The organism is Deinococcus cellulosilyticus NBRC 106333 = KACC 11606, assembly GCF_007990775.1.
In the GTDB taxonomy this organism is placed as follows: Bacteria; Deinococcota; Deinococci; order Deinococcales; family Deinococcaceae; genus Deinococcus_C; species Deinococcus_C cellulosilyticus.
This window is the reverse complement of the sequence record NZ_BJXB01000048.1, coordinates 1-24,874: the sequence shown is the minus strand read 5'-3', so window position 1 is coordinate 24,874 and position 24,874 is coordinate 1. Positions and strand designations below refer to the sequence as shown.

At 55.6% G+C, this 24,874-nt stretch carries 27 protein-coding genes and 1 tRNA gene; 10 read left to right on the top strand and 18 right to left on the bottom strand.

Annotated features, from left to right (window positions below):
* The first annotated feature begins 240 nt into the window (after nt 1-240).
* Nucleotides 241-1,272 (top strand): ArsR/SmtB family transcription factor, encoded by a 1,032-nt coding sequence (locus tag DC3_RS27385; protein WP_146891486.1) that lies wholly within the window; start codon nt 241-243, stop codon nt 1,270-1,272.
* An 82-nt stretch (nt 1,273-1,354) separates the two neighbouring features.
* Complete coding sequence (locus tag DC3_RS27380; RefSeq protein WP_146891483.1) at nt 1,355-2,605, top strand: MFS transporter; 1,251 nt, start codon at nt 1,355-1,357, stop codon at nt 2,603-2,605.
* A 25-nt stretch (nt 2,606-2,630) separates the two neighbouring features.
* Here DC3_RS27380 and DC3_RS27375 read toward each other — a convergent pair whose 3' ends face one another.
* From DC3_RS27375 to DC3_RS27330, 12 genes are all read right to left on the bottom strand, one after another.
* Nucleotides 2,631-3,119, bottom strand: a complete 489-nt coding sequence (locus DC3_RS27375; RefSeq protein WP_146891480.1) for a DUF2243 domain-containing protein — start codon at nt 3,117-3,119, stop codon at nt 2,631-2,633.
* Nucleotides 3,112-3,957 (bottom strand): VOC family protein, encoded by an 846-nt coding sequence (locus tag DC3_RS29445; protein ID WP_186816301.1) that lies wholly within the window; start codon nt 3,955-3,957, stop codon nt 3,112-3,114. The genes DC3_RS27375 and DC3_RS29445 overlap by 8 nt, the downstream gene beginning before the upstream one ends.
* Nucleotides 3,954-4,403, bottom strand: coding sequence for a DUF421 domain-containing protein (locus DC3_RS27365; RefSeq protein WP_146891477.1), 450 nt, complete (start codon nt 4,401-4,403; stop codon nt 3,954-3,956). The genes DC3_RS29445 and DC3_RS27365 overlap by 4 nt, the downstream gene beginning before the upstream one ends.
* 9 nt (nt 4,404-4,412) lie before the next feature.
* Nucleotides 4,413-4,904, bottom strand: coding sequence for a hypothetical protein (locus DC3_RS27360; RefSeq protein ID WP_146891474.1), 492 nt, complete (start codon nt 4,902-4,904; stop codon nt 4,413-4,415).
* Nucleotides 4,905-5,096: 192 nt separating this feature from the next.
* Entirely contained in the window at nt 5,097-5,441 is a 345-nt protein-coding gene (locus tag DC3_RS27355; RefSeq protein WP_146891471.1) for a GIY-YIG nuclease family protein, read from the bottom strand.
* Nucleotides 5,425-5,961 (bottom strand): DUF2087 domain-containing protein, encoded by a 537-nt coding sequence (locus tag DC3_RS27350; RefSeq protein WP_146891468.1) that lies wholly within the window; start codon nt 5,959-5,961, stop codon nt 5,425-5,427. Before DC3_RS27350 ends, DC3_RS27355 begins: the two co-directional genes overlap by 17 nt.
* A gap of 135 nt (nt 5,962-6,096) precedes the next feature.
* Nucleotides 6,097-6,690 carry a DUF2087 domain-containing protein gene (locus DC3_RS27345; RefSeq protein ID WP_146891464.1) on the bottom strand — a complete coding sequence of 198 codons (594 nt, stop codon included), beginning with the start codon at nt 6,688-6,690 and terminating at the stop codon, nt 6,097-6,099.
* A 166-nt stretch (nt 6,691-6,856) separates the two neighbouring features.
* Nucleotides 6,857-6,982, bottom strand: coding sequence for a hypothetical protein (locus DC3_RS30065; protein WP_281292604.1), 126 nt, complete (start codon nt 6,980-6,982; stop codon nt 6,857-6,859).
* Entirely contained in the window at nt 6,979-7,149 is a 171-nt protein-coding gene (locus DC3_RS29440) for a hypothetical protein (protein WP_186816300.1), read from the bottom strand. The genes DC3_RS30065 and DC3_RS29440 overlap by 4 nt, the downstream gene beginning before the upstream one ends.
* Before the next feature lie 77 nt (nt 7,150-7,226).
* Nucleotides 7,227-8,357: a radical SAM family heme chaperone HemW gene (gene hemW, locus DC3_RS27340; RefSeq protein ID WP_146891461.1), complete on the bottom strand. Its 1,131-nt coding sequence runs from the start codon at nt 8,355-8,357 to the stop codon at nt 7,227-7,229.
* Nucleotides 8,351-8,854 carry a hypothetical protein gene (locus tag DC3_RS27335; protein WP_146891458.1) on the bottom strand — a complete coding sequence of 168 codons (504 nt, stop codon included), beginning with the start codon at nt 8,852-8,854 and terminating at the stop codon, nt 8,351-8,353. The genes hemW and DC3_RS27335 overlap by 7 nt, the downstream gene beginning before the upstream one ends.
* Before the next feature lie 2 nt (nt 8,855-8,856).
* A complete protein-coding gene (locus DC3_RS27330) occupies nt 8,857-9,567 on the bottom strand; it encodes a gamma-glutamyl-gamma-aminobutyrate hydrolase family protein (protein ID WP_146891455.1) in 711 nt (236 codons plus the stop codon).
* A gap of 312 nt (nt 9,568-9,879) precedes the next feature.
* Here DC3_RS27330 and DC3_RS27325 point away from each other — a divergent pair, with 312 nt between their 5' ends.
* From DC3_RS27325 to DC3_RS27310, 4 genes are all read left to right on the top strand, one after another.
* Nucleotides 9,880-10,647, top strand: coding sequence for a metallophosphoesterase family protein (locus DC3_RS27325; RefSeq protein WP_146891451.1), 768 nt, complete (start codon nt 9,880-9,882; stop codon nt 10,645-10,647).
* Nucleotides 10,648-10,655: 8 nt separating this feature from the next.
* Nucleotides 10,656-11,579 (top strand): DNA polymerase III subunit delta', encoded by a 924-nt coding sequence (locus DC3_RS27320; RefSeq protein WP_146891448.1) that lies wholly within the window; start codon nt 10,656-10,658, stop codon nt 11,577-11,579.
* A gap of 275 nt (nt 11,580-11,854) precedes the next feature.
* Complete coding sequence (locus DC3_RS27315) at nt 11,855-13,978, top strand: glycoside hydrolase family 3 N-terminal domain-containing protein (RefSeq protein WP_146891445.1); 2,124 nt, start codon at nt 11,855-11,857, stop codon at nt 13,976-13,978.
* A gap of 256 nt (nt 13,979-14,234) precedes the next feature.
* Nucleotides 14,235-14,765, top strand: a complete 531-nt coding sequence (locus tag DC3_RS27310) for a fasciclin domain-containing protein (protein WP_146891442.1) — start codon at nt 14,235-14,237, stop codon at nt 14,763-14,765.
* A gap of 47 nt (nt 14,766-14,812) precedes the next feature.
* On the opposite strand, the gene DC3_RS27305 is transcribed toward DC3_RS27310, so the two are convergent.
* Nucleotides 14,813-15,553 carry an SDR family NAD(P)-dependent oxidoreductase gene (locus DC3_RS27305; protein ID WP_146891440.1) on the bottom strand — a complete coding sequence of 247 codons (741 nt, stop codon included), beginning with the start codon at nt 15,551-15,553 and terminating at the stop codon, nt 14,813-14,815.
* Between the two features lie 136 nt (nt 15,554-15,689).
* On the opposite strand from DC3_RS27305, the gene DC3_RS27300 reads away from it, so the two are divergent.
* Nucleotides 15,690-16,391: a hypothetical protein gene (locus tag DC3_RS27300; RefSeq protein WP_146891437.1), complete on the top strand. Its 702-nt coding sequence runs from the start codon at nt 15,690-15,692 to the stop codon at nt 16,389-16,391.
* A gap of 13 nt (nt 16,392-16,404) precedes the next feature.
* On the opposite strand, the gene DC3_RS27295 is transcribed toward DC3_RS27300, so the two are convergent.
* Genes DC3_RS27295 through DC3_RS27275 form a run of 5 tightly spaced genes read right to left on the bottom strand, consistent with a single transcriptional unit; the run spans nt 16,405 to nt 22,194 of the window.
* Complete coding sequence (locus tag DC3_RS27295) at nt 16,405-16,779, bottom strand: VanZ family protein (protein WP_246130828.1); 375 nt, start codon at nt 16,777-16,779, stop codon at nt 16,405-16,407.
* The gene (mce, locus tag DC3_RS27290) at nt 16,776-17,207 is read right to left on the bottom strand and encodes a methylmalonyl-CoA epimerase (RefSeq protein WP_146891434.1); all 432 of its coding nucleotides are present in this window, start codon (nt 17,205-17,207) and stop codon (nt 16,776-16,778) included. The genes DC3_RS27295 and mce overlap by 4 nt, the downstream gene beginning before the upstream one ends.
* The gene (locus DC3_RS27285; protein ID WP_146891432.1) at nt 17,192-18,298 is read right to left on the bottom strand and encodes a hypothetical protein; all 1,107 of its coding nucleotides are present in this window, start codon (nt 18,296-18,298) and stop codon (nt 17,192-17,194) included. The genes mce and DC3_RS27285 overlap by 16 nt, the downstream gene beginning before the upstream one ends.
* A gap of 10 nt (nt 18,299-18,308) precedes the next feature.
* On the bottom strand, nt 18,309-20,996 hold the full coding sequence (locus tag DC3_RS27280) for an LPS-assembly protein LptD (protein WP_146891429.1): 2,688 nt from the start codon (nt 20,994-20,996) through the stop codon (nt 18,309-18,311).
* Between the two features lie 31 nt (nt 20,997-21,027).
* Nucleotides 21,028-22,194, bottom strand: coding sequence for a SpoIID/LytB domain-containing protein (locus DC3_RS27275; RefSeq protein ID WP_146891426.1), 1,167 nt, complete (start codon nt 22,192-22,194; stop codon nt 21,028-21,030).
* 201 nt (nt 22,195-22,395) lie between these two features.
* Between DC3_RS27275 and DC3_RS27270 the strand changes: the two genes are divergently transcribed.
* From DC3_RS27270 to DC3_RS27260, 3 genes are all read left to right on the top strand, one after another.
* Entirely contained in the window at nt 22,396-23,664 is a 1,269-nt protein-coding gene (locus DC3_RS27270; RefSeq protein ID WP_146891423.1) for a bifunctional folylpolyglutamate synthase/dihydrofolate synthase, read from the top strand.
* A 14-nt stretch (nt 23,665-23,678) separates the two neighbouring features.
* Nucleotides 23,679-23,754: transfer RNA gene (locus DC3_RS27265), tRNA-Lys, on the top strand.
* A gap of 89 nt (nt 23,755-23,843) precedes the next feature.
* Nucleotides 23,844-24,874 (top strand): TIR domain-containing protein (locus tag DC3_RS27260; protein WP_186816299.1); only part of this gene is annotated, 1,031 nt, incomplete at its 3' end.

Genomic DNA, 24,874 nt, shown 5'->3' with positions numbered 1-24,874 from the left:
GAGAGCCGAGAGCCGAGAGCCGAGAGCCGAGAGCCGAGAGCACAGTAAATTCTTGTTCTCATGGTGTCAAGGGAAATATAAAGGGAGAGACATCCTTTACCCGCAACCTCGCCTGAAATTGCCCCGTTCGAAGCAATCTCTGATGCAAAAGCCAGAGCTGTCTGTTTGCTCTCGGCCCTCGGCAAACCCTAGGCCATCCTGCTCTTCCCCAGAACCCCTTTGCCCCTTCAGACTCAGAACATGATCCGCATCAAGGTGAGTCCACTGGACCTGTCCAGGGTCCGGTTTGCTTTCAGTCCTTTGTGGGAGTGTGTTGCCAGTCTGATGGTGTACCAGAGTCCGGGTCACCATGCCTTGCATTTGCCCTGGATCAAGGAGGCCCGCAAGTTGATCGGAGACCTCGACATCACCTTGCTGGAAGCGCTGGTTCCCCCGCAGAATGGGATTCCTCCGTATTACATTCCGGACTTTCTGACCCCTCCTCCGCTCACCCCTTTTCCGGTGTTTGAGGAGGAGGTGCAGCAGATCCTGCAGACCTCTCAGGCACAGATCGACTACGAACTGAACAAACTCTGTGAGCTCAGGAACACCCGTCCTGCCGTGATTGATGCGTTTCTGGCAGACCCTGACCTTTACCTGCAGAAGCTGGTGGATGTGCTGAGGGCCTACTGGGATCGGGTGATGGCCCCCTACTGGACCAGGCTGCATGTTTTTCTGGAAAACGATGTGCTGGTGCGTTCCAGAACCCTTGCTCTTGAGGGACCGGAGCAGCTTTTCTCCGGGATTGATCCCACCATCCGTTACGAGGATGGGTACGTGCTGATTGACCGGGGCCGTGAGGATTACAGCGATGCCAGGGGGCGTGGAATTGTGCTGGTGCCATCTGCTTTTGTGTACCCCAAGAGCATGTCCATCTGTGAGGAACCCTGGCAGCCCACCCTGTTTTATCCGGCCAGGGGGGTGGGCCTCTTGTGGGGCAGTGCTCCCGCAGAGAACAACGAGCACCTTGAGGGTTTGCTGGGGAGCAGTTGTGCAAAGGTCATGCTCAACCTGCCTGCCACCACCCTGGAACTGACCGAGAGGCTGCATCTGGCTCCTGGAGCGGTTTCACACCACCTGGGACGTCTGAAGAGCCTGGGGATTGCCGAGCCGCAACGCATGGGGCGTTTTGTGTATTACCGCCTGACCCCGAGGGGAACAGGTCTGATTGGCCTCTTTAAAGACGATTCAAAAAATTTTGAATCCATTGTTCAACCTGCCCTCTCGACTTAACCTGTAAACACAACCAGAGACACAGGCCACCCTGAGGTGTGGGGTGGTTTTTATTGTCTCAAATGAATTTTCAGGAGGAATCATGGCCCGTTCCGAGCTGTTCAAAATTCAGCCGTTCACCCGTTATCTGACCGGCAACTCCATTTCTGCCATTGGTTTTGGCATGCAATTCATTGCCTCAAGCTGGATCACCCTGGAACTCACAGGCAAGGGCTCCAGTGTGGCCTGGCTCATGGTCTTTCACGCCCTGCCCGGTCTGCTGTTCAGTCCTTTTGCAGGCGTGCTGGTGGACCGTCTGGACCAGCGCAAACTTGCGGCCATCACCGATGTGGCCCGTGCCCTGATCGTCCTGATGATCCCCCTCTTGTACCTCACCGGGCAGCTTCAGGCCTGGCACCTGTACCTGATGGAATTCCTGATCGCCCTCGGAGACACCCTGTTCAGGCCTGCCACTGTGGCCATGGTCCGGCGGGTGGTGCCCACACATCTGCTCCTGCAAGCGAACATTTACACCCGCACCTTCCTGCAGACAGGGATGATTTTCGGGGCAGGCCTTGGTGGGTTTGTGCTCGCTGGTGCCTCCCCAATGTGGGCCATGGTGGTGAACGGCATCAGTTTCCTGATCAGTGCCGCTTTCATCTTCAGCATCCGCTTTCCAAAAGCAGAGAAAACAGAAACCCCTCAGAAAATCCAGCTCTTTTCAGACGTCAAAGAAGGACTCTCCTACATCCGCAGGAATCCGGGCCTGATCCTGCCCTACGTGATCATCAGCATGCTGTGGACCACCCCGCAGACCCTCAACACCCTGTCTTCGGTTTTTGCCAAAGACGTGCTGAAAGTCGGAACCATCGGCTTTGGACTCATTGATGCAGGCTGGGCGGTGGGTTCGGTGATCGGGAGTTTCCTGCTGACCCGCATCGTGCAAAGGCTGGGCCGTCCCAGAATCATGGTGCTGTGGGTGTTTCTGCTTGCCCTGATGGTCTTCTTGCACGCCCAGTCCTGGGAACTGTACTCTGCGATTGTCACCACCGTGCTGATGGGGTTTTTCGTGTCCATCAACATCGTGTACCAGACCCAGGTGCAGGAGGAGACCGATTACGCCTACCAGGGCCGCGTGCAGTCCACCTTCAACACCCTGTATTCCGTGCTGGTGCTGGGCATCTACCTGTTCATGGGCTATCTGGGAGAGAGCTTCGGACCCCGACTGGCTTTCATGTTGCAGAGTGGTGTGATTGTCGCCGCAGGCATCCTGGCCATTGTGCGATTTGGTCCAGCCGCTTTTGGCAAAAAAACAGCGCAGGTGTCCGAACAGATGGCCGAACAGAAAATCTGAGTATTTCAGACCACAGGGGTGCAGTTCAGGCTGCACTCCTGTTCTGCTGTTTCATCCAGGCGTACCCAATCACAACCATCAGGAGACCCCACACCAGAAACCCAATATCGTAGGCAAGCCAGTACGGCCCGGGGCGAACATGGTGAATGCCCAGAATCTGGTGGTTGATGAGGCCCTCCACCAGATTGAAACCGCCCCAGCCCAGCAGCAAGGTGCCCAGAAAAGCCCTTGTGGACCATTCCGGGTGCTCCCCTCGTGTGCCAGACCACACGTAAAACAGCCCAATCACACTGGCAACCCAGGTGAAGGCATGAAAAAGACCATCAGCCAGGGTGTTGATTTCCAGATTGCGCAAAGAGGTGGGGTGGTAGGTCTCACTGACCAGGTGGTGCCACTGCAGGATCTGGTGCAGCACAATCCCATCAAAGAAACCGCCCAGGCCGATGCCCAGCAGAATGCCTCCACGTTTCCAGAGGGTGGACTGGTGCTGTGCTGATGAATGGTGTTCACGCATTTGGGGCCTCCTCCACGAATTCAAAAACGTGACCTTCAGGGTCACGGACCACCAGTCCAGTCTGGTCCCTGAAGTGTTCCAGTCCTGCCTGTTTCACGCGGGCCTCAACAGCATCCACATCTGCCAGGAATTGCACGGTGGCATGCTCACCCCCGAGCATGTCGGCCAGACCGACCTGCGGGTCCCAGGCATACAGCCAGCGTCTGCAGGTGAAAAGACCGTCCCTTTCGGGTTCTGGTCCCAGCGTGAACTGGGCGAAATTTCGCTCCTCCATCTCTTTCAGGAAAGCAAATCCGTAAGCCTCGGGAAGCCGCTCTTTCATGCCCTGGTAATCCTCAAAGGCCAGGGCCACCTCCCTGAGGCCCACCACCGGAAGGCCCGTTTCTGGAAGGTCCCCTGGAGGGACCTCTGGAAAGCGTTCATCCTGCAGGTCCACCTCGCGGAGTTCCAGGCCATGAAAAGCAGGGTCCCAGAAGTACAGCCCGATGTCTGCAGGCTGGTCTTCGCTGGCCAGGTTGATCTCCTGCCAGGGGATGCCAGACTGTCCCAGGTGTTCCCTGGCCCTCTGCAGGGTGCCTCTGGGGATCTGCATCGCCCAGTGCACATGGGTCCCTCCCCGTGCCCTCACTCTGGAGAGGCGCTCTGAATTCTGCTGCCGGGTGACAGGCATCCACAGGTTCAACCTCTGACCCGAGGGAAAACCAAGGGTGCAGTTCCCCTGATCTTCGTCGAAGGAGAGCACCTGCAGGCCGATCACTTTTTCATAAAAATCTCTGGCCTTCTGGAGGTGGTTCACTTCCAGCGTGAGAGAGAGCAGGTCACGGATGGGAGAAGTCATGGCTTTTCCTTGGGAACGATGGAAATCGCTCCAGCCCGCTCCAGAATGGCATATTTGATCTGGTCCATGCGCTCAAGGCCCTGGGTCTGCCGGGCCGCTTCCAGAATGTCTGAAACGTCCACCCGGCTTTTTTTCATGCGGTCTTCCAGGGGTTTGCCGTCTTCCACCAGAATCACCGGAACGCCATCCATCCACTTTTCCACCCCCGGAAACTTCTGTTTGACCATGGAGAGGAGCACATCCAGACCCAGCAGGGTGATGACCAGGAGCACCATGTGGGTAAATGAATGATCCTCGTCCACCAGGAAGTTCTGCACGGTCTCACTGATCACCAGCAGCACCACCATGTCGAAGGTGGTCACCTGGGACATGGTGCGTTTCCCGGTGAGTCGAAAGATGATCATCAGGATGAAATACAGGGTTGCAGCTCGAACAACAGCTTCCATGTCTGCTCCTCAGGGATACACGAAATGGTGGACAGTCAGCAGGTCTGTGGAATTCAGGCCGACCTGTCCGGGAATGCTTCCCACATCTGTGGTCTTCAGGTCAAAAACAATGGGCGTTCCAGCCTCCAGACGGTTGAAGGTGAACTGCTGAAACCCTCCTTCACTGCTGACCTGATCGGGCTCGGGTTGAATGTTTTCAATCTGAAAGTGGCGCAGGTAATCCCGGCTGATCAGGAGCTCTGGTTTTTCCTGGGTGCGGAGCAACTTGATCTCCAGACGGGTCGGAGCCTTCATCCGCAGAAAGAACTGAAAATCGACCTGCAGGTCCGGATTGATCTGGGTGCGCGAACTGAAATAACCCCCTCCGAAGAGGCCCAGCAAGGCTGCCACAAGCAACAGGAAAAACACCCCCCAGGCAAACCTCTGGGCGGTCCATTCTCTTTTTTCATGATGCATGTCCTGGTCAATTTCCAGGCTTCCCACCCGTTCAATGTTTCCCATGTTGTCTCCTGCATCGAGTGAAAATCAAAGCAACAGTTAGCCTCAATGTAGGAAGCACAGCTGAAGGGGGTCTGAGCCTGACCTTCGGGCAATCTTCAGGTTTCCTGGAGGGTTTCTCAGAAAAGCAGAAGACCGCAGGCAGCAAATAAAACCAGCTGAATCCTGAAATTCAGCTGGCAGATTTGAGGAACATCACTTGCGTTTTCTGTGGTACCCCACAGGTTCATAGGGCTGCAATTGTTCCAACCACAGGGCCTCAAGGTCTTTGAGGTCATCCCGGTAATCGTAATGCTCCCCTTTTGCAGGATCGGGCTCAAGCACATCCAGGACCTCGAAGGTGAAATCTTCCGGGCTCTGGGCGTTCCAGTCCTGCTGCAGGGCTTTGACCATGTGGGAACCCATCTTGAGCTGGAACTGGTGGGCATTCAGTTTACCCTGCACATGCTCATTGGCCCCGAGCAGCACCTTGCCATTTTTGTGGTTTCGGATGATCCAGATGCCCATCACCGGGGTGAAGCCCTTATATTTTTGCGTCATGGCGTTCCCTCCAGTACGCACTGCCACTCGGAGTACGAAACAGCACGCCAGCGTCGATGAGGCTGCGTCGAATCAGGAAGAAGTCCCGGGTGAACCCCATCAGGAGGCCATTGACCTCTTTTTCGGTGTAGGTGCGGCCTGCCTCGAAAAGCAGGGAGAGTTTCTGCATCAGGAGGTTCAATTTTTTGTTCTGGCTGGGCAGGGTGCGCAGGATGCCCTTTTCGTCAAAAGCCTGAGAAACCAGCTGGTAAAAGTCTTTTTCCCACTCCAGCCAGGGATGTGAGGCATCTTCACGGGCTTTGTGGTAAGCATCAGGGATCAGGCTGTAAACCCCTTCTCTGTTTTCAAGGAGGTGTCCCTGTTGCAGGATGCGCAGGTGCCCCTCGGTCTGCTCGAGATTGAAGAGGAGGCTGGAAAGTTCCTGGGCGGTCTGGGGTTTTTCTTCAAGGGCCCGCAACAGCACCTGCCTGTGCGGATGGGCGATGAGGAGGTAACTTCTGATGTGGTTGCTCTGCAGCATGACACCACTCCTTTCGATATCTATCAAAATGATCTTACAAAAGTCAAATGAATTCAATCCTCGCAAAAATGCCTAAAAGCGGTCAGCCATCAGCACACAGCAGTCAGCAAAAACAGAGCGGCACAAAAGCAAGCCTCAGGCTTCTTCATCTGCAGGCAGATCACTGGCCCTCCAGTACCTGCCTCCTCCCCCTTCGCGATGCATCAGGCCGTGTTCCACCAGATTGCGTCTGAGGGTGGCAGTATCGTCGTGGAAACGCAGCAGCAGGTCATTGACCTCCTTCTCTGTGTACGACTGACCGGACTCAAAGACCTGCAGCACATGGTTCAGCAGCACCATCATCTTCTTGTGCTGCATCGGAAAAGCTTTGATGCGCCCCTCTTCATCCAGGAAGACCTGCAGGACCTTGGAGGCAAATTTGTCCCCTGCAGCCTGCACCTCACTGAGGCCTGCCAGACGCGCAGGATCAGACAGCAAAGCGCCCAGTGCAGTCAGGGTCTCCTGCCGCACCGAATAGATGCTGTAATGCCCCTGGGCAGCAGCATGCACCAGACCTGCTTTTGAAAGCCGGCTCAGGTGGTGCGAGGTGGTCGACACACCGACCTGCAACGCTTCTGCGATTTTTTCAACGGCGAGGGGTTGCTGGGCCAGCAGTCCGAGAATCCGCAGGCGGTTTCCGTCACTGAGGGCCTTGCAGAGGTCAAGGATCTGTTCAGGCGTCAGGGTCATGGCACCATCCTAACAAGCATTTCGATATTTGTCGAATCTTAAAAAGATGCCCGCCTTCCCCACAGGACAAAGTGCTCACTCCAATTCTTAAAACGCTCTGTTTGCTGATGAGCGAATACGAATCGCTCCACATCAACAGCATTTCAGCCCAGGGGCCTTTAAGGGGTCATTCTCTGTCCCGATCTCTGCGCTTCTGCAGCCAGCCGATCAGGAGGATGATCACCAGAAAGACCAGACTGACAAACACCACCACTGACACCCATGTGGCCAGGGCCTGGGGGTCAAAATTCACCGATCTCTCCACTCTTCATTTCGGTGTTTCAACTGGCTCCAGCGGTCCAGCTGTTTTTTCCACTGTTGCAGGCTCTGGTCCTGTGCGCCGGAGGGGCGCAGCAGCACCACCACCGGGACCCACACCAGCAGGTTCACCAGGACAAGCAGCAGGGAAAAGTCGTCCATGTCTCAGGGTAATCCCTGATTGTTTAAGAATCGTTACAAATCTGATGTTTTGCCCTTTCATTTCTCATGAAGGACCCTCAGTCCCTGGAGTCCACTTCCAGACAGTCTGCAATGATCTGGTTGAGCACCCAGCGTCCCTGATCGGTGGCCTTCAGCACCTGGCCTTCGAGCAACAGCAAACCCTTTTTGATGTGGTGCTTCAGAGGCTTCTGGTAACGGACCCACACATCCAGTCCGCTGCGCCGGCTGAGATCCGCAAGGTCCACGCCGTTTCTCAGCCGCAACCCCATGAAAAGCGCATCTGTCACGAAATCGGGAGGGGCAATCTCCTCTGCTTCCCGCCTTTCAAAAGGCTGCTGCAGCCAGTCATGCAGTCTGGGATTGGTGATGCGCTCTGACAGCAGCCCTTCACGGGCCGTGGGATAATGGCCTGCTGCCCCTGGACCGAGACCCAGGTAATGCTGGTTGGTCCAGTACGCCAGATTGTGTCTGGAGTGCGCTCTGGGCCGGGCGTAATTGCTGATTTCATAACGCTCAAAGCCCTGTGCAGTCAGCAGTTCGGCCGTCAGGTCAAAGCCCCTGCGCTCGTCCTCCTCACGCACCTGCACACCCCGGCGGAAGAACTCGGTCCCTTCCTCAATGGTCAGGGTGTAAGCAGAGATGTGCTCCACCCCCAGTTCGATCAGGCCTGCAATGTCCCCCTCAAGGTCCTGACCCGGAACAGCGGTGATCAGGTCCCCGGAGACCCGGAAACCCACATCCAGCAGCACTTCTATGGCTGTCCTGGCCTGTTTTGCATTGTGGTGCCTGCCCAGAAATTTCAGGGTTTCATCGTTCAGGCTCTGCACACCCACACTGGCCCGGTCAAACCCCAGATCCTTCCACAGTTGCGCCCTTTCACGGGTCACAGTTCCAGGGTTGATCTCCAGGGTGTTCTCTTCGGTGCCCCAGCCCAGGTGGGTGCGGATGAGGTCCACCAGATCGGTCATCTCAGGGTCCCGCAGGAAAGACGGGGTTCCTCCTCCGAAATACACCGTTTTGAGGTCCACATTGTAACGTGAGGCCTGAAACTGCGCCTCTTCACGCATGCGGCGCAGGTAATGGTCCACCATGCCCGACTTGCGGGTCAGCACATGAAAATCACAGTACGGACAGATCGTCGGGCAGAAAGGCACATGAAGGTAAAGGTGTCGGACAGGGTTCAACATTCCAGGTTCTGCAGGGCCAGAGGGGTGCTCTCCCACCAGTGCTGCCACACCTGCAGCGCACGGTCAGGGGTGCAGACCACCACCGGAGTGTCCAGTTTAGCGCACACACTGGCCCACAGATCAGGCATCGTGTCACCATCGGACACCAGGGCACTGGTCCAGGCCGGGTAACTGCCCCCCTCCAGATACACCAGACCCGAAGTGCTCTCATGGTGCTTCTCGGGAAGCTCCAGTCCCGGCCCTCCCTGCAAATTGCGGCTTAAGACCATTACCCCTCTGGGTCGGTGCAGTTCCAGCGCACGCTCGAAAGGCGTGGCGGTGGGTTCAGGCAACAGCAGCACATGCATATTGCCTTTGAACCCCTGAGGAATGCCGTCCAGAATGGCCTGCACCTGATCCTGGCGCGAGTTCAGGGTCACCATCATCCAGTTGTGGCCTCCGGGGAGACCCTCCAGACACGTCCAGATGCCGTCGTACTCGTCCTGCCAGACCTGCATGCTCACACCTGCACTTTCAGCATCTCCATCAGAATCCTGAATGGTGCAAGGTGATGGGGATGCTTCTGGAAGGTGAGTTCCGGATGCCACTGCACCGCAAAGATGCCCTCTCCCTGGTAGGCTTCCACCAGACCATCGGTGCTTCTGGCAGCCACCTGCAAGGTGGGAGCCAGCGTTTTGACCGCCTGATGGTGGTAACTGTTCACCCGCACCCGCAGCTCAGGGTGGTAGGCCGCAAAGACGCTCCCCTCCTCGATCACCACTTCATGAGCCAGGTTTGGGGGCAGGGCCTTCTGGGAGTGGTCCCCCCAGAACTCAGGGTGGTTGGGGAGGTGCTGGTACAGGCTTCCCCCCTCAAAGACATTGATCACCTGCATGCCCCGGCAGATCCCCAGGATGGGAAGTCCTGCCTTGCGTGCTGCATGGTAGAGGGCCACCTCGAACGCGTCCCTTTCCTCATCGATCTCGCCAAGGCCCAGCACGGGCTCCTCACCATAAAAACCAGGGTGAAGGTCCACCCCTCCACTGAAGAGAATGGCATCAAGCTGCTTCACGTACAGCTCTGCAGCGTCCACCAGATTGGGAAGCAGAACAGGCGAACCGCCCGCATCCAGCACCCCCTGGGCGTACAGTCTGGAGGTCCCGTTAAACAGGCGCTTGAGGGCTGGATCAATCAGCTGGGAAGTGGTGATGCCCACACGAGGAGTGCTCATGTCTGCATCTTATCAGGCTGTATACACTTTGGGCCATCAAAAAGCAGCGATCAGCCCTCAGCTTTCAGCGATCAGCAAAAGATGGCTTGATGCTTTCGCTGATGACAAGAAAGATTTGCACTGGACTGGAGGGGCAAAACACTGTTTGGTCTGGCTGAAGTGAAAGCAAAGTTGTGTTTTGCTGCTGACGGCTGAAAGCTGATGGCTGACGGCTTTTTGCAGCACCATCGACCTCCCAGCGACTTTGTGCTCACCCCGGGCTGACCGCTCTATGAATTTTCTCAGCATCTGTTAACATGATGTGGAGACCCAATGCGCACCCTGATTTTCTCTGACATTCACGCCAATCTCGAAGCCTTTGAAGCAGTGCTGAAAGACGCCGAGAAGCGCCAATACGACCGCATGGTCTTTCTGGGAGACGCCATCGGCTACGGCGGAAGTCCAGTCGAGGTGCTGCAGCACCTCCGGCAACTCGGGGTGCCGTGCATTCAGGGCAACCACGAATCCAACCTGATTCGATTGACCCGCAACCAGCAGCTGCTGATCAACGCTCCGGCGCAGCTTGCCCTGAAATGGCAACTAGATCAGCTTTCAGAAGCAGACCTGCTGATGATCAACACCTGGGGCAAAACCCTCCGGCTGGACACCCAGAATTCCAGGTTCACCGACCTGCTCTGCGTGCACGGCAGCCCCTCCAACCCCGACAAGTACCTGGACAGCACCTCCCACGCCCGTGAGGAATTCACCCTCTGGGATGGTCGGGTCTGCTTTTACGGCCACACCCATGTCCCGATGATCTACTCCACACTGGAAGGTCCGGTGGGTGAGTGGGTGAAGAGTGCACCCATGAAAGGCAACGCCCGCGCCGTAATGCCTCCGAAGGCCCGGTGGATGCTGAACCCGGGCAGTGTGGGGCAACCCAGAGACGGAGACCCGCGTGCCAGTTACGGCGTCTTCGACGATGCCAACGCGGTCTTCGAGGTGTTCCGGGTGGAGTATGATTTTCAGGCCGCCGGGCGTAAAATCATCAATGCCGGTCTGCCCTCAGGCCTGGCCGACCGTCTGATCATTGGTCGCTGACCCCCACCATGAACCCATTTGACATCATCGGACATCAGGACGTGCTGCAGACCCTGCGCACCCAGTCGGCCCATGCCTTCTTGCTGCTCGGGCCTCACCGGGTGGGGCGCAAAGCTGTGGCGCACTTCATTGCTGCACTCGCCAACTGCGCTTACGGGACCGCCTGTGGCAACTGCCCTTCCTGCCTCGCCATTGCCAGAGACACCCACACTGACGTGATGCTGGTCTCCCCCAAAACCGAAACCAGCACCGGAAAACAGGCCCGCAAGAAACTGATCCCGGTCAAGGTCATCACCGAGCGCCGCGACGAGACCCACGAGTACGACCAGCATGTGGTGGAATGGCTGTACATTGCCCCCCACACCCGCCGCAAGGTGGTGATCTTTGATGGGGCAGAATACCTCAACAATGAGGCCGCCAACGCCCTGCTGAAAACCCTGGAAGAACCTCCACACCGCTCCATGTTTGTCTTCATTGCCGAAGACCAGCAACTGGTGATCCCCACCATTGTGTCCAGATGCGCCCGCATTTTTGTGCCTCCGGTCCCGGAAGCGCAGATGCAGCAGGCCCTCATGGAGCTCGAAAACAACATTGACCCTGAGCTGCTGGAATTCGCAGCCGGACGCCCCGGTGTGCTCTTCGAACGGGAAACCGTCCGTGAAGCGCTCAGTCAGGCCAGAGCCCTGGTGCAGGGCCTTGAAAGCAGCATGCTGGACGCCCTGATGGCCGCAGAGAAACTGGAGAAGACCTTCAACCCGGAATGGCACCCAGAAGCCCTGCTTTTCGCCTTCAGGCACCATCCGCTTTCTGCCCGTGCAAAAGCCGACCTGGCTCTGTCAGATGCACTGGAAGCCCTGGAGCAGTACGCCAACCCTGCACTGGTGTTTCAGGTGCTGGCCCTGAAGTTGCGGGAAGCGCTGGGTGTGGTTTAAAGGCCGAGAGCCAAGCGACCCAGCCAGAAACGGGCCGCTTTATAGAGCGCGTGAGTCAAGACAGAGCCGAGAGCCGAGAGCCGAGAGCCGAGAGCCGAGAGCCGAGAGCATAAGGTGCCTTTGCCAAAGCAAGCTGTCAAGAGCAAAAAGCACAGGCACAAGCATTCAGATTTGCCCTCGGCCTTCCCCTGAACCTTTTTTTCATTGAACTCAATCCAAAATGATCTGCTTTTCAGACCCGTGGGTAAAATGGGCTTACCCCACAAGGAGCCTCCATGTCAGACACCCCTCTGTACCTGAATCCTGACCTCGACCTGAACAAACGTTTGCAGGATCTGCTGGGCAGGATGACCATCCGTGAAAAAATCTCTCAGCTGTGGCACGACGCTCCGGGCATTCCCAGACTGGGGATTGCCGCCTACAACTCCTGGAGTGAAGGTCTGCACGGGGTGGCCCGCAATGGCAGGGCCACGGTGTTTCCGCAGGCCATTGGCATGGCGGCCACCTGGAATCCAGACCTGATCCAGCGGGTTGCAGATGTGATCAGCACCGAGGCGCGTGCAAAGTACCACGCTGCCCTGAAAAGGAATGGCAAGACCGACATCTACCAGGGCCTGAATTTGTGGTCTCCCAACATCAACATCTTCCGTGACCCACGCTGGGGTCGGGGACAGGAAACCTGGGGGGAAGATCCTTACCTCACGGGCACCCTGGGCAGTGCTTTTGTGCGCGGTCTTCAGGGGGATGATCCCACCCACCTGAAGACCGCTGCCTGTGCCAAGCACTACGCGGTGCACTCAGGGCCGGAAAAGCTCCGTCACGGCTTTGATGCACAGGCCAGCCTGAAAGACCTGCATGAAACCTACCTGCCTGCCTTCAAGGCCCTGGTGCAAGATGCGAAGGTGGAGGCCGTGATGGGCGCTTACAACCGCGTCAACGGAGACCCGGCCTGTGCCCACCCTTACCTGCTCGGAAAGGTTCTGCGGGAAAGCTGGGGTTTTCAGGGGCACGTGGTCTCCGACTGCTGGGCGATCTCCGATTTTGATGGTCCCCACAGTTACACCCCCAACCCCACCGAAAGTGCTGCCAGAGCCCTCAAAGAAGGTTGCGATCTGGAGTGCGGATGCCGGTACACCCATCTGCTTGAGGCCCATGAGCAGGGGCTGATCACCGAAGAGGACCTGGACCGCGCCCTGACCCGCGTTTACACCACCCGTTTCAAACTGGGGATGTTTGATCCACCTGAGCGGGTGCCCTATGCCAGCATCTCGCCCGATGTGGTGGGCAGCAAAGAACACGCTGATCTGGCCTATGAAGCAGCTGTAGAATCTGTGGTGCTGCTGCGCAACAAGAACAATCTGCTGCCCATCCGGGAGGACATCAGGAGCATGTTCATTCTGGGACCCACGGCCACCAGTGTGGAGGTCTTGCTGGGCAACTATTACGGCATGAACGGCAAACTCACCACGCTGCTTGAGGGCCTGATCGGGCGCATTCCTGAAGGGGTGCGCACCGAGTACCGCACCGCCACCCATGTGCTGCACGAAACCGAAGCCCACACCAGCTGGATTTTCAAGGAGGCCGCCAAAACCGATGTGGTGATCGCCTGCATGGGCATCACCCCGCACATGGAAGGCGAAGAGGGAGAATCCATCGATTCTGCCGAGAATGGGGACCGCACCCGCATTGAACTGCCCGAAGTGCAACTGAACGCCCTGCGGCAACTCTCCCAGGCAGGAGCACGCACCGTGCTGGTGCTCACTGGAGGGTCTGCTGTGGCCCTGGAAGAAGTGGCCGAGCTTGTGGATGCCATCGTCTTTGTCTGGTACTCCGGTCAGGAGGGCGGACGTGCTGTGGCAGATGTGCTCTTCGGAGACCGGGCTCCAGCTGGAAAATTGCCCGTCACCTTTCCGAAGCGCACCGAGGACCTGCCGGACTTTCAGAATTATGGCATGGCCGGACGCACCTACCGTTACAGCGAAGTGGAGCCCCTCTTCCCCTTTGGTCACGGTCTGACCTACGGACAGGTGGAGCTCTCTGATCTGCAGGTTCCAGAGGGCCTGCAGGAAGACCAGTCTCTTCAAATCAGCCTGCAGGTCAGCAACCCTGGTCCGCATGACATCACCGAGGTGGTGCAGGTGTATGTCCGGCACACCGAAGCTCCCTTTCTGGTGCCGTTGCAGCAACTGGTCGGGTTCCAGAAGGTCACGGTGCCTGCCGGGTCTTCGAGCACCCTGGGTTTCGAAATTGCTGCAGAACAGCTGAAAGCCATCAATGAAGATGGAGAGGCCATCTGGCTTCAAGGTCCCCTCGAACTCACCGTGGGCACCTGCTCTCCCGGACAGAGGGGGCTGGATCTCGGGGCCACCTCTCCCCTGACCGCCCGGATTGCCCGCTGACCCTCAGACTTGACAGACAGATCTCTGTTTTCCAGCACCCATTCTCTTGCAGAAGAGGAGTGCTGATTTCTTTTTGGGACACTTTCTTTTGGTTTCCCAGCCCACCAACTCGCAAGGACAGAGATGCGAAATACACTCCCATCTGGCCGGAGTCTTTAAGGTGAGGCCGTGGAACCAGAAAGACCAGCACAGGGTTTTATGCCCTGGTGCACAGTCATTTCTTTGTTTCCAGACTTCACTCAAAGAGGGTTCACTCATGCGCAAATGGATTTTGGGACTCACCGTTTTTGGCTCCATGGCACTCGCTTCTGCGGCTTCTGCTTCCTCTGCTGCCACCCTGACCGCACAGGCCCGTCCCTGCATTGCGGATCTGGTGGTCAGCATGGACCAGTTCAGCACCCTGAAAACCGCATTGATGGAAGCAGGTCTGGTGGACACCTTCAAGGACAGATCCGCCCGTTTCACCGTGTTTGCCCCCACCAATGATGCTTTTGCCAAAGTGCCCAAAGAAACCCTGGACACCTTGCTGGGCAACAAAGAATGGCTGACCAGGGTGCTGACCTACCATGTGGTCAAGGGCACCGTGGGCTCTGCCAGTGTGGTGCGTCAGAAAAACGGTCTGCTGACCCTGCAGGGTGAAAAAATTGAAGTGATGGCCGGGGATGGTGTCATGCTGAACGATGCAAAACTGCTGCAGGCAGATGTGTATGCCTGCAACGGGGTGGTGCATGTGATTGACTCTGTGCTGCTGCCCCAGGAAGTGGTGGACGCCCTGGGCGCACAATAAAAAGTCATGTTCGGAACAGGGGACCATCTGGTCCCCTGTTTTTTCAATCAAACCGGACGCCCGGCCATCATGAAAGAAGCCGTCATGCCCCCATCCACAGGCAGAATCACCCCGGTCACAAAAGAGGCTGCAGGTGAGGCCAGAAAATGCACCACAGCAGCCACTTCTTCAGGATGCCCGAGTCGCCTCAGGGCATGCAGGTCTTCCCAGTCACGCCGGGTTTGCCCAGGATCAGCACTTCCCGCAATGGCCCTGAGAACGGACTCTGTGGCGATGGCTCCGGGAGCCACAGCATTCACCCGGATGCCTTTTGGAGCAAAATCGAGGGCCATGCTGCGGGTCAGGTTCACCAGAGCCCCTTTGGAGGTGTTGTAGGCCGCATTGTTCTGCTCGGCAAAGAGGCCCTGCACACTGGCCACATTGACAATGCTGCTCCCTGTGGGCATGAGGGGAAGAAACCTCTGGACCATTCGAACTGGAGCAAGGGCATTCACTTCCATCACCTGACGGAAGTCTTCAATTCCCACTTCCGCTGCTGTGCCTGGGACCGCAATGGCGGCATTGTTGACCAGGACATCCAGGTTTTCCCCTATTGCCCCTTCCAGGAGATCCAGGGTATGGTCCTCCAGAAGATCCCCCATCACCGCAGTGGCACCCAGCGTGCCCGCCACCTGTTCTACTTCAGGAAGCACATCCAGCATGATGACCTTTTCTTCATCCTGCACAAATTTCCTGGCGATGGCCAGACCTATTCCTCTTGCTGCTCCAGTGACCAGAATGGTTCGCATGTCTTTACGCTACCAGCCTTTTGGCTTTTACACTGGACTTCAGGCAAAGATCACCATCACCGCAACTTCAGCTGCAAAGGTTTAAACTGAGGGCAAGATGAAAAATATTCTGCATTCCTTAACAAATCATGCACATTTGATTCGCTGGGGAATCCGTTTTCTGCAGCTGATTTTTATTGCCCTGGGTGCCGTGCTGCACAGCCAGATCCCCGAAGATGTCTTGCAGGTGACAGGCATCTGGAGTGTGGTGGTGCTGTTTGTGCTCATTGCAGAAATCACCCGCAGGTGGGTGGCAGCCAGTGAACTTTATGTGCTGCGCATCTCAAGTGCAACAGAATTGCAGAAAACAAATGGGAACCTGCGGTACAGCCTGCTCAGCCTGTTCATTTTGCAGGCCACCTGGTGGTTGCTTTACCCGCTCAATGTGCAAGACCAGCTGGCCTGGAGTGTGCTTTTCACCTTTCCTGTGCCTGTGCAGTGGCAAGGTTTGCAGGTGGTTGCTGGCATGGTCCTGCTGCTCTTGTGGATCAGCATGGAACGCTGGACTTATGCCTTGCAGAGCTGCATTCAGGGACAGCAGAACCCCCGCCTGATGCGGTTTTGCACTGGCATGATCAACCTGCTGATTCCTGTGTTGCAGGTGGCCTTTCTGTTGCATCTGGGGCTCCTGCCTTTTGGTGCCCTGCCCACAGACGGAACGGGCTATGCTCTGCTGGGTGTGCAGAGCATTTACACCGTGTTCCTGATCTGCTTTTTCAGCTGGATTCGCAGCTACCTGCAACAGGTGAGCACCGTCAGTGCACTGCGTCTGGATCGTGCCGTATCAGGCTCCTCCTGAATGTTACAGGGCATCACTCAAAATTCTGATTGAACTGGTACTGGGCTTCTGGAGTTGCTTCCTCCTGCCTCGGTTTGCGTCCTGCACCCAGACGGCTTCCCAGCAAACCTCCCAGAAGGTCAAACCACCAGTCATCAATCCCGGCCATGCGCATCGGCACAAACGCCTGATGCACTTCGTCCAGTGCCCCATACCAGGCGGTCAGCACCCAGGCGGCTTTCCAGCTGCGGGTGGCCTTGCCCAGCAGGAAACCCAGCCCGAGGTACTCCAGGGTGTGGGCCACTTTGTCCCAGGGAGCGGGAATGCCCACTGCTCCTCCTGACTGGGCAGAAAACCAGTAAATCACCCCCATGTACAGCAGGCTGAGCAACCACCAGCCGACTTTCACGGATGCTCCACCAGTTCAATCAATGCGCCCTGTCCCCATTTGGGATGCAGAAAGATCACCCTGGAACCTGCACGTCCCGGACGGGGTGCATCTCCAATGAAACGGGCTTCCTGGGCTTGCAGTTCCTCAATCTTCTGTTGCAGGTCTGGCACCCGAAAAGCCATGTGGTGCAGGCCAGACCCTTTTTTCTCCAGAAAGGTCTGAATGGGACTGTCTGGTCGGGTTGGAGACAGCAGTTCAATCATCACACTGCCCACCTCAAAGATCCTGACTTTGACCCCCTGCGATTCCACCACCTCGTCCTCTTCCAGTGGCTTCAAACCCATGGCCAGATAAGGCTGAGAACCTGAATCCAGATCGGCTGTGGCAATGGCCACATGGTCCAGAACCAGTCCCTGGGTCCACTGCGTGTTCAGTTCACCACCCATGCAACTCCTTTCGGGTCATAAAAGGCACCAAATGCCATGGTTTCCACAGTTTTTTTCTGCGCCACCACATCTACACGATACAATGCACCCTGTGGAGTGGGGTTGCCGGCAGAAAGCCTGGGGACAATCCAAGCATAACCATTCAGATCAAAAGTCACATCCTGAACGCTGGAAACAGCGATCACATCTGGTTCTGTCTCTGGCGTGCATTTCGGGGTTTGATCCAGCAGGCAGGCGACAGCCCCTGTCCCCGAAGACACCGCAAGCAGCTGGCCCTGCTTCACAAACATCTCTGTGGCCGGGAAGGTCACCAGATCGGTGAGGTCTGTGGGCTCCAGGGCAACACTCCTCACGGTTCTGATTCTGCTGCCATCTGAGAACCTGAGGCTTCCCCTCCAGTATTCCAGGTCATTCAGGCTGGAGACCAGGGTCCTTGTTCCACTGTCGTCAAGTTCAAAAGGAGCAAAGTATGAGACCGCAAACAGCCTGTAATCATTGCCGGGCACCTGACCTGCGAAATAGACGCGGTCTGCTCCAGCCGAAAAAAACCGGATCGGTAAGAGGGGATTGCTGAGAATGGGAGTGACTGTCCAGCTGGCAGGATCACTGGCAGACAGCCTGACCGTCCACAGCCGCTGTCGGGTGCTCAGGGTGGTTCCACACTGTCCGAGCACCACCATAAATCGCTCATCCGGGCTCAGCTGGGGCTTTTGCAGCACAATGGGATCGGTGCAGTTCTCCATCTGAAAAACGCCACTGGCTCCAGTGCTCAGGGTGCGACTGAGCTTGATTCCGCTGGCCGCCTCACCATCTCCAACATACACTTCAATGCGGTCCTGAAACCCCGCCAGCAAATAAGCACCGATCTGGCTGCTCTGCAAGCCTGTCGCCACCCCTGCAGCCTCCAGGGGAGGGGTGAGTGGAGCGACATCGTCCAGCACCCGGTAGGTCTTGAATTCCACATGTGCAGGTTTGCCCTGCACGGCAGGCACCTGGTCTTGCACCACCACGGTGAAGGCCACCTGGGGTTCACTGGTGCCTGTGCAGGCTGTGAGGGCCAGCAGCAGACCTCCCAGAATCCACCTTTTCATGTTGTTCCTCCTAGAAAGGACCCCGGATGCCCTCAGGGGTGCCTTTGATGAGATCAAAATACGAGCTTTGCATCAGGTTGAGGGCAAAACGGAAGGTGCCCCGGTTGGGGGACCACTCGACCAGACCGGACCAGCAGCAACGGTTGTAAATCAGTTTCAGGTTCGGCTGGAACTGAGGGCCCTGGTAATCTCCATTGATCCAGGTGTAGGTCTGGTCCAGCACACTGGCAGCCAGAATCCACTGGGGTTCATTGCCTTCACGCCCAATGGTGGCCGTCAGGGTGAGGGGGTTCAGGCGCAGTTCGTCCCGGCGTACCGTGTCGGTCTGGTCCCAGCTGCCGTTGTAAGTGACATTCCCCTGAATGCCCAGAAAATCTGCAATCCACCACTGTCCACTCAGGTAAGCAGTGCTCAGATCGGTGTGCTGGTAATCCAGACCCTTGAGGGCGAGGGTGGCGCTTGCAGACAATTCTGCACCCGTGATGGCCTGCGAATACTTTGCCGTCAGCGTGGGTTTGGTGAAAAATCCCCTGCGGTTGAGGTCCAGTGGTCCATTGAAAGTCAGGCTGAAGTTGTCGATGCCCAGTGTGGCATCCAGGTTGCCTTTCCACTGGCGGCCGGTGTCCTCACCGACATACAGGTTGTGGGTGGCTGTGAGTTTCACCCGTTCACGGCTCAGGTCCAGGCTGCCATTCCACACAGAGGTGGTGTAATCGTACTTCTCCATCAGCTTTGCACTGTACATGGCAGGACCGTAATTGTCCCAGGTGGTCACACCGAAAATGTCATCCAGGGCCTCGATGGGGCCAGTGAATGCATAATTTCCAGTGATGCTCTTTGCACGGGGGACATTGATGTCATAGATGTAATTCAGGCTTGCAGTGTGCCCCTTGTCCGGCGAGGTGTAACTGAAATCCACTGTCAGGTCACCGAACCTGGGCGAACGGTAACGGATGGGGTTGGGGTCCGGGTTCCCATAATCGTAAGATGCACCCACCGCCATGCTCAGGGTGTCCTGGGTGACCCTGAAGGTCCCACTGATGGACTGGGGACGGTGCAGGAAAACATTCTCCGAGTAAGTGACCGAAATGCTCACCGGTTTCGGGTTGTAATTGAGGCTGACCGTGCCATTTTGCTGCTCATCTGCTTTCTTCTCAAAATCGATGGTCTGCTGTGCACTGAGAGACAGTTCGGGAGCAGGTTGCGCATTGGCACTGACCCCAAGGGTGTGGGTTTTGCGCTTTGGCACCCGATCGAAAGTGAAAGGGGTTTCCCCTTCCAGGTATTCAAACAGGTAAGTCAAACTGATGCTGTTGCCCGTTGAAAAAGTGTTGGTGAAATTGGCTGTGAAAGTCTGCTGAACAGCCCGCTCATCTGTGGAAAAGTATTGCCCGTTGAAGGTCTGGGTGAGGTTCAGGTCTGCTGTGGACCACGGCTTCCAGGCCCAGCTGAGAGAATGGCTGTACTGGGCACGAAAAGCAGCAATGCGGTCCCCTGCCCGGCGTGCACTGGGGTTGAGGGGATTCGACTCTCCCTCGTAATAGCCCAGCAGCAGTTTGGGGTCATAATTGACCCGGAAAACCTTGATGGCTTTGGGATCAAACTCGATTTCAGGCAGTTTGCGGGGCTCTGAAAAACGGGCCACCTGATTGTTTCCGTCTCCATCGATCACGTTGTAGTAACCGATGCGGGCAGAGAAGCCCTCCCATTCCCCTTTCACTTCCGCCTGAATCGGGAGGACATTGAATTCCTGCTTGTCATTGCGGCTGATGGAAAAAGAGTAATCCAGCCCGCTCTTTGCAGCCAGAGCAGGCTGGTTGCCTTTCACATCCACATTGAACACCCAGTCCACACCCTGTCTGCCCACCCCTTTCGGGTCCATCCACACCTGCAGTTTGCTGGTGTTGTTCTGGCCAAACAGGTTGTAAAGCGTATGGTCCACCTTCACCCCAATGGGCACATCCCGGTTCTGGTAATAATCAACAAACAGGGTCCCGAAAGAGTCTGCAGTGATCAGGTAAGGCAGGTCTGCGCTGACCGTCCAGCCATCGGTGGGACTCTGGCCCACTTCCAATTTGGTGGGGCGCTCCTTGTTGAGCATGAACACCAGGGCAGGCAGGTAGAAGACCGGAGTGTCGGCAATCAGCACTTTCACGTCATAAGCCACAATCCGGTTTCCCGGATAAATCCACATGGTGCTGGCAGAAAAAGCATAATCGTTGGGCGTGCGACCACAGCGTGCACATGGCGTGAAATACCCGCCCTGAACGCCGATCTGGCCGGGAATGCGCTGCACCACATCCCCTTTCACCAGGATGTTCTGGGTGGTGATGAAAACATCTTCCCCCTCCACCCCTTCAATGCTGAGGTCCACCTTGAGGTCATCCCCCTCCAGGGTCTGCTCTGAGGTGCTGTTTCCATCGCTGCCTTTGGTTTTGGTGATGTACTTTGCCCGACCAATCAGACGAAGTTCCCGGGCAGACTTGTTGTACTCCACCCGGTCTGCCTTGATCACACTGTCATCAATTTTGAGTTCAACAGGCTCACCGATCAGGATGATGTACTCCTGCACAGTCCCATCGTCCAGGGTCACGTTGCGAAGTTCGAGCTGTCCTGCCTGAACAATTTCGATGGTGCGGCCCTGTGCCCAGGAGAACACCACAAAGATCAAAACGATAAAAAACCGTAACCCCACCATGTCGATGTTCTAACGTTAAAGGGAAACGGTGTCAGTTCGATGAGAGCGGATTCAGCCTCATTAATGGTTGTCTGGGTTTGGTCTCAGGCACTTCAGCAGCCAGGGTGTACCCACCTCGGGAAACCCCAGGATAATAGAAACCGAGAATTTCGTCTGAGCTGTAGCCCCTCTCTGCCATGCCCTTTGCACCATACTGGGACAGACCCACACCATGACCATACCCACTGCCATAAATGACCACACCACTGTCATTGGTCTCCACGGCCACACGGGTGGAAAACCCACCGAGCGCACGAATGATGCCTCCAGCCTCCGCACCAGACAGGGCAAACGCACCAGAATCAGACAGTACACTCACCTGGGTCACGCGTCCAGAACCACTGTACTTGTCCACGCGGAAACCCTTTGCAGTCCCCTTGAACCCATAATTGCGGGCCACACTGGTCAATTGACTGAAGGAGATGTTCAGGGACCATTTGCTCTTGGGACCCACCGAAAAAGGATCAGGCTGGGCCACCAGATAAGGCAGGTTGCTGCCCCACACCTCGGCACTGCTCGCAGTGAACCCCCCATTGTCACTGGAGAAAAAAGTCTTCGCAGGACGCTGGTTGTAAGCAATGATCTGCTTGTAGGTCTGGGAGATCGCCACATCCACCAGCGGGTTCTCTGAAGACTGCCCCTTGTACACCTGGCACTGCTGCGTGGCACACACGTCGTACAGCCCTTTGGGATTCAGGCGCTCAATGGCGTAGGTTCGGGCAATGATGGCCTGTGCCTTCAGGGCCTCGACAGGCCAGCTTGGAGGCATTTCTGCTGGAACCACACTGCGCAGGTAATCTTCGATGTTGAGGGTGTTCACCACCGTCAGGGCACTCCCCTGACCGTACAGGCTCATGGCCCCCCGGTAACGCACCCCATTCAGAAGGAGGCTCTGGTTGGCGGTGGTCTCCTGAAAGTGCAGCACATCCCGCCCTGAATCCTGACCGTTGATCCAGATGCGAGACCCCTTGACCTCCAGGTCCCACTGCACAGGCGTGCTGCTCTGGTACAGCACGGTGCCATCAAACGCCATCACATGGTGTGAGAAGGGAATCACCAGCTGAACTTTGCTTTGCTGGGCGACCAGCACCCGGATCTGCACATCCTGGGCAAAAGCCACACCGAAAAGGAGCACACAGAGGAACATCAGAAAACGCATGTCGCTTCAGTTTAACAACAGGTTGGGGCGAGTGGATGAAAGGCAGAAGGCAGAAGGCCGAGAGCCCAGAGCCGAGGGCAAAAAGCAGGGTCAGACATTCAGATGGGCATCAGAGCCTTTTGCCGGGAGGGAAGGCAGGCCTCTACGACACAGGCGTTACCCCTTCAGATCTGGGACGCTATTCCATAGAATGGCAACACCATGATCCCGGATTATGACTGGCTCTACACACGGACCCGTGCAGGGAAGGACCGCACGCCTGAACGCGCAAAGAAACTTCTGGCTTTGCTGGGAAATCCCGAAAAAGACATGCAGGTGATTCATGTGATCGGGACCAATGGCAAGGGGTCGGTGTGCGCGATGCTGGAGGCAGGGTTGCTTGCAGGTAAAGTGCAGGTGGGCAAGTTCACGAGTCCTCACCTGACGCATTTCAATGAACGGATTCGGGTGAAGCTGCGGGAGATTCCAGAAAAAGATGTTGCAGCTTTCATTGAGTGGGCAAAAGAACATGCCCCTGACATGCCCTTCTTTGAATTGACTCTGGGGATGGCGCTTCAGCATTTCCAGAAGCAAAAGGTGGAATGGGCTGTGATCGAAGCAGGGGTAGGCGGCGAAAAAGATGCCACCAACGCCCTTCAGAACGTTGCTGCGACCCTGATCACCAATGTGGATCTGGACCACCAGAGCACCCTTGGGAACACCATTGCAGAGATTGCCAGAGACAAGGCAGGAGCCATCCGTTCTGGCGTTCCAGTGCTGACCACGGCTACAGGAGAGGCTCTCGCAGTCATCAAACAGATCGCAGAAGAAAGGGAAGCACCTCTATATACACCTCAAAACCATCCAGACCTGTTTTCAATTCCCCACCCTCCTCGCATGACTGGAGCCCATCAGATCAGCAATGCGTGGTTGGCACTGGCTGCTTTGCGGGTTCTGTTCATTGAAGGACATGAGATAAGACGCTTGAAGGAAGGAGATCATCTTGCAGTAGAGCGGTGTGGAGCCACCAGTCCATTCATCAAGCGTCTGGACCAGGACCTGATCGCTCTTTATGAAGCCGCCCTTGATGCCCAGCACCCCGGACGCATGGAAATGTTCAAGGTGGGAGAGAAGACCATCATTCTGGATGGGGCCCACAACCTCCATGCAGCACGTGCGCTGGCCCAGAACTTTCAGAACGTCAGCACCCTGCTTTTTGGGATCATGGCCCGCAAGGATGCCAGAGAGACACTGGACGCCCTCGCTCCCCTGGCAGGACAGCGTTTTTACACCAACCCTGGAGACCTGGGCCTGAGTCCTGATGAGCTTGCCAAGATGCACCCCGGGCAGGTGATCGAGAACCCGGAAGAAGCATTGAAAGCTGCTCTGGACGCCACGCCTAAGGAAGGTGGCTTACTGGTGGCCGGGAGCCTCTACTTGATCGGGCGGATTCGGGAAAAAGTCCTTGACATGGCCCAGACACAGGAATAGGATGGGTCTTGCCAGGATCGTTAGCTCAATCGGCAGAGCAGCTGACTCTTAATCAGCGGGTTGTAGGTTCGATTCCTACACGATCCACCAAAATTGATAGTGTAGCAAAGAAGCAGCTGAGGCATGTCTCAGCTGCTTCTTTGCTACACTATCCTTATCTAAAGTTTCGGAGGTCAAACTTGGCAGCGCTACCTATAGAGATCATAGATCTTGGCACGAAATACCTTAGTGAATTAAAGGAAGCAACAAGACTTGCGAATAGTATACAAAGCGATTTTCTTTTTAGTGTGGCTGATCTAGACCTCAAAGGATACTTTGCTGGCGATGAAGAAATTTATGGCGTAAGCGCACTTGATGAAACGCATAAAAGACTTGCCAATGAGATAAGAGGTTATCATCCTTATGTCATGCTAGTAACAGATAAGTTTCTTCACGGTTCGCAGTATTCTAATGCCTTTTGCTACCTTAGGGGTGCTGGCGGCATCGGAATTACTACCACTTATGAAGTCAAGGAATTATTCAATAATCTCTCAAAAAACTTAAATAGTATTTCAGATAATACAACCTCAATAATAACATCATATTTTTTATATTATTTTGCAAAATATGCGTTGTCTTTCATCCAAAAAGACGCCAAAAACCATTTAGATCCCAGAGGATGCATAAATGATAAAAAAGTCCAAAAAGTGGATATATACAAAAGCATGAAAAGAGAATTCCTATGTAGAGATTGCAGAACAAAATTACTTTCATCAACAGCAAGTAGTAGTCAAATTAGCTCAATATCTTTAATTTTAGAAGCTTCGGGGAAAATCATATCTAAAAAAGGAGATGATATGGAAACCAAAGAGACTAGCCCAAAGGTTTTTATAGGATCATCATTAGAAGGTCTAAGAGTAGCCCAACAAATCCAAGTCAATTTACAATATGATTGTATATCACACATCTGGAATCAAAATGTTTTTCATTTTGGAGATACGGTAATAGAAAGACTAAATGATATACTAAATAATTATGATTTTGGTATATTTGTATATACTCCAGATGATCAAATTGAAAGAAGAGGAAATATTTCCACTGTCGCAAGAGATAATGTTATATTTGAAACAGGACTTTTTATGGGGCGACTATCAAGAGAAAGAGTTTTTATTGTTAAATCGGGCGATATACAACTTCCTTCAGACTTTGGAGGATTGATAACTGTTAATCT